A 6145-nucleotide genomic window follows, 5' to 3' on the forward strand; every position below is an offset into this window, starting at 1 on the left:
CGGCGACTCCGGCGACTCCGGCGACTCCGGCGACCCGGGCGACCGATACGCCGCCGCCGAGCATCGGCACCGTGGCGACCGCCGTGCCGATGACCACGGAGTACCTGACGATCCCGCTGGTTCCGATGCCGATTCCCATCCAGGTGCCGGCGGGCTAAGCGGCCCTTTCCCAACCGCGCGGTGCGGTTCCTGCCGTCCGGGATTGCCGTCGGTGTGCGCCCGATGACACCGACGAGCCAACGTAGCTGGTCAACGTCCTAAACCGCAGTTGCCTGCGGAGGCTGCAGTCAGGCTATCTGGCGTAGCACCGCCGCCGCATGGTTTCATTTCCCCTTGTGTCCGAGATGAACCGCCGCAGAGTCATGGTGATGATGGGTTTCGGCGCAGTGGCGGCCGCGACTCCGCTTCCCAAGTCCCGGGCCCACCCGGCGCCGCCGAGTGCGCCGGCCCCGGCGACGGCACCCGAAGCGCCGCCCGGCGGGGCGACCACCGGGGGCTTTCTCTTCCACGACGAGTTTGACGGCCCGGCCGGTTCGGCCCCAGACCCGTCGAAGTGGACGGTGTCGAACCACCGGACGCCGATCAAGAATCCGGTGGGATACGACCGACCCGAGTTCTGGTATCAGTACCGCGACAGCCGCCAGAACGTGTTCCTCGACGGCCATTCCAACCTGGTGCTGCGCGCCACCCGGGACGACACCACCTACCACGGCGGCCTCGTTCACGGCAATTGGCGGGGCGGTGTCGGCACCACCTGGGAGGCCCGGATAAAACTCAACTGCCTCACCGCCGGCTGCTGGCCGGGGTGGTGGCTGTCCAACGACGACCCGGGCCGCGAAGGCGAAGTCGACCTGCTCGAGTGGTACGGCAACGGGGAGTGGCCGGCGGGAACCACCGTCCACGCAAATCCGATCGGTACGGCATTCGAGACCCATCCGATCGCGGTGGACGGGAACTGGCACAGCTGGCGGTGCACCTGGAATCAGTCCGGCATGTACTTCTGGGAGGACTACACCGACGGCGCAGAGCCCTATTTCAGTGTTCCGGCCGTGGGCATCGAGAATCTTGACGAGCCCATCCGGGAGTGGCCGTTCAACGACCCCGGCTACACGATGTTTCCGGTGTTGAATCTCGCGGTCGGCGGCTCCGGTGGCGGTGACCCCGCGGGAGGCGCCTATCCGGCTGACATGCTCATCGACTGGGTACGTGTCTTTTAAGTTCTACCAACGAAAGTCACAGATCCGGCTCGGATGACGTGGGGCGCGGCGCAGGGTCCGGTTCGCGTGCACGCACGGTTGCATGGTTTCATTCCAGCTATGCCTGAGATGAATCGACGGAGCGCCATGTTGATGACCGGATTCGGTTTGCTGGCAGCCGCGACTCGCGTCCCGCATGCAGGGGCCTACCCGTCCGCGCCCCAAGCGCCGGTTCCGCCCACAGCGCCGGTTGCCGGCGGGAACTACATCTTCTCCGACGAGTTCGATGGCCCAGCCGGCCAAGGCCCCGATTTGTCGAAGTGGACGGTGCAGACCTGGCAGGACGACGTGTGGCCTCCGGTCGAAGGTCAATACCGCGCCCAAAACGTGTTCCTCGACGGCAACTCCAATCTCGTCCTGCTTGCCTCGCGAGAAGGTGACCAATACTTCAGTGGAAAACTGCGCGGCAACTGGCGGGGCCTTATCGGCACCACCTGGGAAGCGCGGATAAAGCTGGATTGTTTGTTCCCCGGCCTGTGGCCTTCGTTCTGGGCCGTCAACGAGGATCCTGACCCAGACGGCGAGGTCGATATTTTCGAGTGGTACGGCAACGGCGACTGGCCGGCGGGAACCACGGTCCACGCGGCATCCAACGGGAAGACATGGGAAGGGAAGTCGATTCCCGGATTGGTGGACGGCGGGTGGCACACCTGGCGAATGGGGTGGCATGAGGACGGTTTCCACTTCTCGCGAGATGGCGCACCATACTTCAGTGTTCCGTCGAAACCCATACCGATGCACGGCAACCCAGACGACCTGCGGTGGCCGTTCAACAACCCCGGTTACTGGCTGTCTCCCATGTTCACCCTTGCGATCGGTGGGCCCGGTGGCGGCAATCCCGACTTCGGTACCTTCCCGTCGCAAATGCTCATCGACTACATCCGGGTCTGGTAGCAGACGACGGTCAGTGCTCCGCGCGCTCAGCCCGGAGCACCTGAACCAGGTTGAACTGCCAGCGCTGGACGAGCCGGAAGCCCAGGTTGTGCGCGACCGCGAAGGCGGGGCTGTCGCCGAATCGGGGGCCGGGCGGTAACGTCGAGGCCTGCTCGTGAGCGGGCCTCGACGTGTCGGCTTCGGTGATGATCCACACGACGCGGCAGTGGCTCAACGGCCCGGCGACGACCTCCGGTATGAGATTGGTGTCGAAGACGTCGTTGCGTTGCGTCGCCTGTTGCCAGAGGGTGAGGTCGACCAGCTTCCGATAGGCATCGGGGCGCGCCGCCATCAATGGACGCATGGGCGCAGGCATGAACGTCACAGTGTCGTTCACGAGCAAGCAATCGCCGGGTGCCGCCTTCGCGGTGATCAGATCTGCCACCTGACTGTAGTCCATTCCGTATTTTGCATACTGATTGCGTTGCGCCAAAACATAATTCGGTACGGCGGCAATCGCGAGAAGACCTACGGCGGTCGCGGCAACCCATGGTGTCACGGCCAGTGCGCCGATGCAGACACCCAGGATCAGGGCCACCGCCGGCGCGGTGAAGGTCAGGTAGCGCGGTGTGTAGATCGGGTGAACCAACGCCGACCAGCCGACGATCAGTGCGGTGGGCAGCACGAGCCAGGTGATCGCCAAGGCCAACAGTTGTCGTCCCGCCTCGGCTAGTTGCGCGGATGTGCAGAGCCACAAGACAATCGCTGCCGTCACGAGCAATGCCGACGCGATCGCGAATGGGGGACTCCGTTCGAAGTATTGTTGAACCGTCACATCCTCTACGGTCCGCCGGCCGATCGGTTCGATCCACCTGATCTGATCCGTCTGACCGATGGCCGCGACCATAAACGGCGTCAGGACGCAGCCCGCCACACCCGAGCTGACGGCGAACCCAACGACGACTGTTCCCTTACGCCGGAAGGCGCAGATGAACCCGACATGCGCCAGCCACAACAGCCCGACATAGACGTCGAGCAGAATCGACATCGCCAGGACGATCCCGTAGGACAGCCAGACCCGGGTACCGTTGCGGCGCGCGGCGCGAACGAGCAACACGGTCAGCCAAACCGCGGCCATCATCGACATGGCATATGGGCGAGCTTCTATACCTGCCCAGGTTGCCCGAGGCAGAATGCCGCAGACCGCTCCGGACGTCACCGCGACAGCACGAGACGAAAACTGCCTGCCCAGCACCACCACTCCGGCCGCGGCGCCGCCAATCGCCAGACCGCTCGGCGCGCGCGACCAGAACTCCGTCGGTGGGAAAATCTGGAACCAGCCGTGCATGAGCAGGTAATACAGGCCATGGACGGCGTCGACGTTACTGAGCATTAGCCACAACTGGCCGAGCGAACGGCTGTATGACGCCGAAATGGTCGCCGCCTCGTCGTACCAGAAGGAGGGCCGGCTTGCGCCACCCAGGCTCACCGCGGCGGCCAGCACGGCGACGATCAGGGGATCCAGCACCGCCGGCGGCGGTGCCAGCACGCTTCGTGGTGCGTTGCGGACCCACACCCGTCATATGGTTACATTCGAGCTGTGCCGGGGATCGATCGACGCAGCATGATGTTGATGACCGGGGTCGGCGCGCTCGGCGCGGTGATCCCAGCGATCCCCGTCCCCGCCGCCCACGCCCGCCCGGCTGCGCCGCCCGGGTCACCCGGCAACACCGGCCAGTCCTACCTTTTCCACGACGAGTTCGACGGTCAGGCCGGATCGGCCCCCGATCCGGGTAAGTGGGCGGTGGCGCGGGCCCGGGAGTCGATGCAGGACCCGACGTTTTGGGAACGCCCCGAGAACGTCGGGCAGTACCGCGACGACCGCCAAAACGTCTTCCTCGACGGCAAGTCCAATCTCGTTCTCCGCGCAGCAAAGGACGGCAGCACTTACTACAGCGGCAAAGTTCAAAGCCGGTGGATGGGCGGCATCGGCCACACCTGGGAAGCCCGGATGAAACTCAACTGTCTCACCGCCGGTTGCTGGCCGGCCTGGTGGATGGGCAACGACGACCGCGGTGAGATTGACGTGCTCGAATGGTACGGCAACGGTAACTGGCCATCGGCAACCACCGTCCACACCAAGCCGAACGGCGCCGAATGGGCGACCCACAACATCGCAGTGGACAACGCCTGGCACACCTGGCGATGCCAGTGGGATGAGGCCGGCATGCGCTTTTGGCGGGACTACGTCGACGGCGCGCAGCCGTACTTCACTGTGCCGGTGAACTCGATCGCGGATTGGCCGTTCAATGACCCGGGCTACCAGATGTTTTCGGTGTTCAACCTCGCGGTCGCCGGCTCCGGTGGCGGCGATCCCGGATCGGGCAGCTATCCGGCGGAGATGCTCATCGACTGGATACGCGTCTGGTAACCACCGGGGACTACGTGCCCTGGATGTCGAAGTCGGCGAGTACCGGCTGGCGCAACAGCTCGGTGAACCGTTCGGGCTTCCACGGAAAGAGTTCCGGAAGACCGTCTTTGCCCAGGTACCAGCTGCTGCAGCCGGTAACCCAGACCGTCTGCGGCATCGCGGCCTTCATAGCCTCGTTGTAGTCCTTGGTCGCCACCTCGGTGGGTGCCGCGGCGGCCACCTGGGCGTCGCGGATCTGGTTGATCCACCACGTCGCATAGTTGGTCTGGTCCTCGGCGATCGGCACCAGCGAGTTGTTGCCGATCGGCGAATGCGGGCCCATCAGCATGAACAGGTTGGGGAAGCCGGGTACCGCGATCGACCGGTACGCCCGCGGGCCGTCTGCCCAGGCCTCATCCAGGGTGAGCCCGTTCTCCCCGACGATCTCCATCGGGCGCACGTAGGCCCGAGCATCGAACCCGGTGGCATACACCAGCAGGTCCAGTTCGTGCAGCGTGCCGTCGGCGGTGACGATGCCGCGCGGCTCGATGGCCTCGATCGGCTCGGTGATCACCTCCACACCCGGCCGCTGGACGGATCGGTAGAAGTGGCCGGCGAGAATCTGCCGCTTGCACATCGGCTGGTCCTTGGGGGTCAGTTTGGCCCGCAACCGCCGATCCGGCACCGAGAGCCGCAGATTCCACCGGCACAGGGTCTGAACCAGAGTGCGCTGGAATCCCGGCTGGACCACGGCGCGGCAGAACACAAACCTGAAGAGCCAGCCCCAGAAGCGGTAGCCGATGGTGTTCAGCGCCGGCCAGCGGCGCAATGCCGCCCGGGTCAAGGGCGAGTACGGCGGGTTGGGTGCCGGGTAGATCCACTGCGCGGTGCGCTGAAACACCTTCAGCTGGCGAACCTCGCCACCGAGTTCCGCGGCGATCTGAACACCGGTGGATCCGGTGCCTACCAGGCCGATCCGCTTGTCCGGCAAGGTAACCGAGTGGTCCCATCGCGATGAGTGAAACGCCGGACCGGCGAAGCTGTCCCGTCCGGGGATGTCTGGGTAGCGCGGTACCCGAAGGACGCCGGTCGCGGTGATCAGCACGTCGAACACTTGCTCGCCGTCGCCGGTGGTCAGCCGCCACCGGCCGGCGTCGTAGCGGGCGGACGTGACCTTGGTGCCGAACTTGATGTGGGGCCGAATCGCCCGTTCGTCGGCGACCTGCCGAAAATAGGCCTGGATCTCCGGGCCCGGCGACATCAGATGCGACCAGTTCGGGTTGGGCCGAAACGAATAGGCGTAATACCGTGACGGTACGTCGCAACTCAGGCCCGGGTAGGTGTTGTCGCGCCAGGTGCCGCCGACGTCGTCGGCTTTCTCGAAGATGGTGTAGGAGTCAATGCCGGCGTCCTGCAACTTGATCGCCATGCATAGGCCCGACATTCCGGCGCCGATGATGGCGACTTGCACGGCGCGCTGCTGGCCCATGTCGCTTAATGTACCGGCATATCTGCCGGGTGCGTCGGTCGTCATGGGGTGTCGAGGCCGAGTCCGAGCCGCAATGCGGAACCGGGGGGTTGCGTGCGCTCCCGCCGGTCAACCTGG

The 6145-nt window shown here is 65.3% G+C and carries 5 protein-coding genes; 3 read left to right on the plus strand and 2 right to left on the minus strand.

The genetic code is table 11. From position 1 onward, the window contains the following. The first annotated feature begins 317 nt into the window (after nucleotides 1-317). Nucleotides 318-1217: a glycoside hydrolase family 16 protein gene (locus AC2VON_RS10045; protein WP_486952818.1), complete on the plus strand. Its 900-nt coding sequence runs from the start codon at nucleotides 318-320 to the stop codon at nucleotides 1215-1217. Between the two features lie 108 nt (nucleotides 1218-1325). Further along, a complete protein-coding gene (locus AC2VON_RS10050; RefSeq protein WP_486952819.1) occupies nucleotides 1326-2150 on the plus strand; it encodes a glycoside hydrolase family 16 protein in 825 nt (274 codons plus the stop codon). A gap of 10 nt (nucleotides 2151-2160) precedes the next feature. On the opposite strand, the gene AC2VON_RS10055 is transcribed toward AC2VON_RS10050, so the two are convergent. Continuing rightward, nucleotides 2161-3678 (minus strand): glycosyltransferase family 39 protein, encoded by a 1518-nt coding sequence (locus AC2VON_RS10055; RefSeq protein WP_486952822.1) that lies wholly within the window; start codon nucleotides 3676-3678, stop codon nucleotides 2161-2163. Between the two features lie 51 nt (nucleotides 3679-3729). On the opposite strand from AC2VON_RS10055, the gene AC2VON_RS10060 reads away from it, so the two are divergent. Next, nucleotides 3730-4560: a glycoside hydrolase family 16 protein gene (locus AC2VON_RS10060; RefSeq protein WP_486952820.1), complete on the plus strand. Its 831-nt coding sequence runs from the start codon at nucleotides 3730-3732 to the stop codon at nucleotides 4558-4560. A gap of 10 nt (nucleotides 4561-4570) precedes the next feature. Here AC2VON_RS10060 and AC2VON_RS10065 read toward each other — a convergent pair whose 3' ends face one another. After that, nucleotides 4571-6028 (minus strand): flavin-containing monooxygenase, encoded by a 1458-nt coding sequence (locus AC2VON_RS10065; protein WP_486952821.1) that lies wholly within the window; start codon nucleotides 6026-6028, stop codon nucleotides 4571-4573. Nucleotides 6029-6145 lie beyond the last annotated feature (117 nt).

The sequence above is a fragment of the Mycobacterium sp. TH-M82 genome (genome assembly GCF_057473605.1).

What these genes read in the sequence shown, in the direction of transcription:
- AC2VON_RS10050 (WP_486952819.1), top strand. Translation starts at nt 1,326, where the DNA reads ATGAATCGACGGAGCGCCATGTTGATGACCGGATTCGGTTTGCTGGCA.
- AC2VON_RS10065 (WP_486952821.1), bottom strand. Translation starts at nt 6,028, where the DNA reads ATGGGCCAGCAGCGCGCCGTGCAAGTCGCCATCATCGGCGCCGGAATG.
- AC2VON_RS10045 (WP_486952818.1), top strand. Translation starts at nt 318, where the DNA reads ATGGTTTCATTTCCCCTTGTGTCCGAGATGAACCGCCGCAGAGTCATG.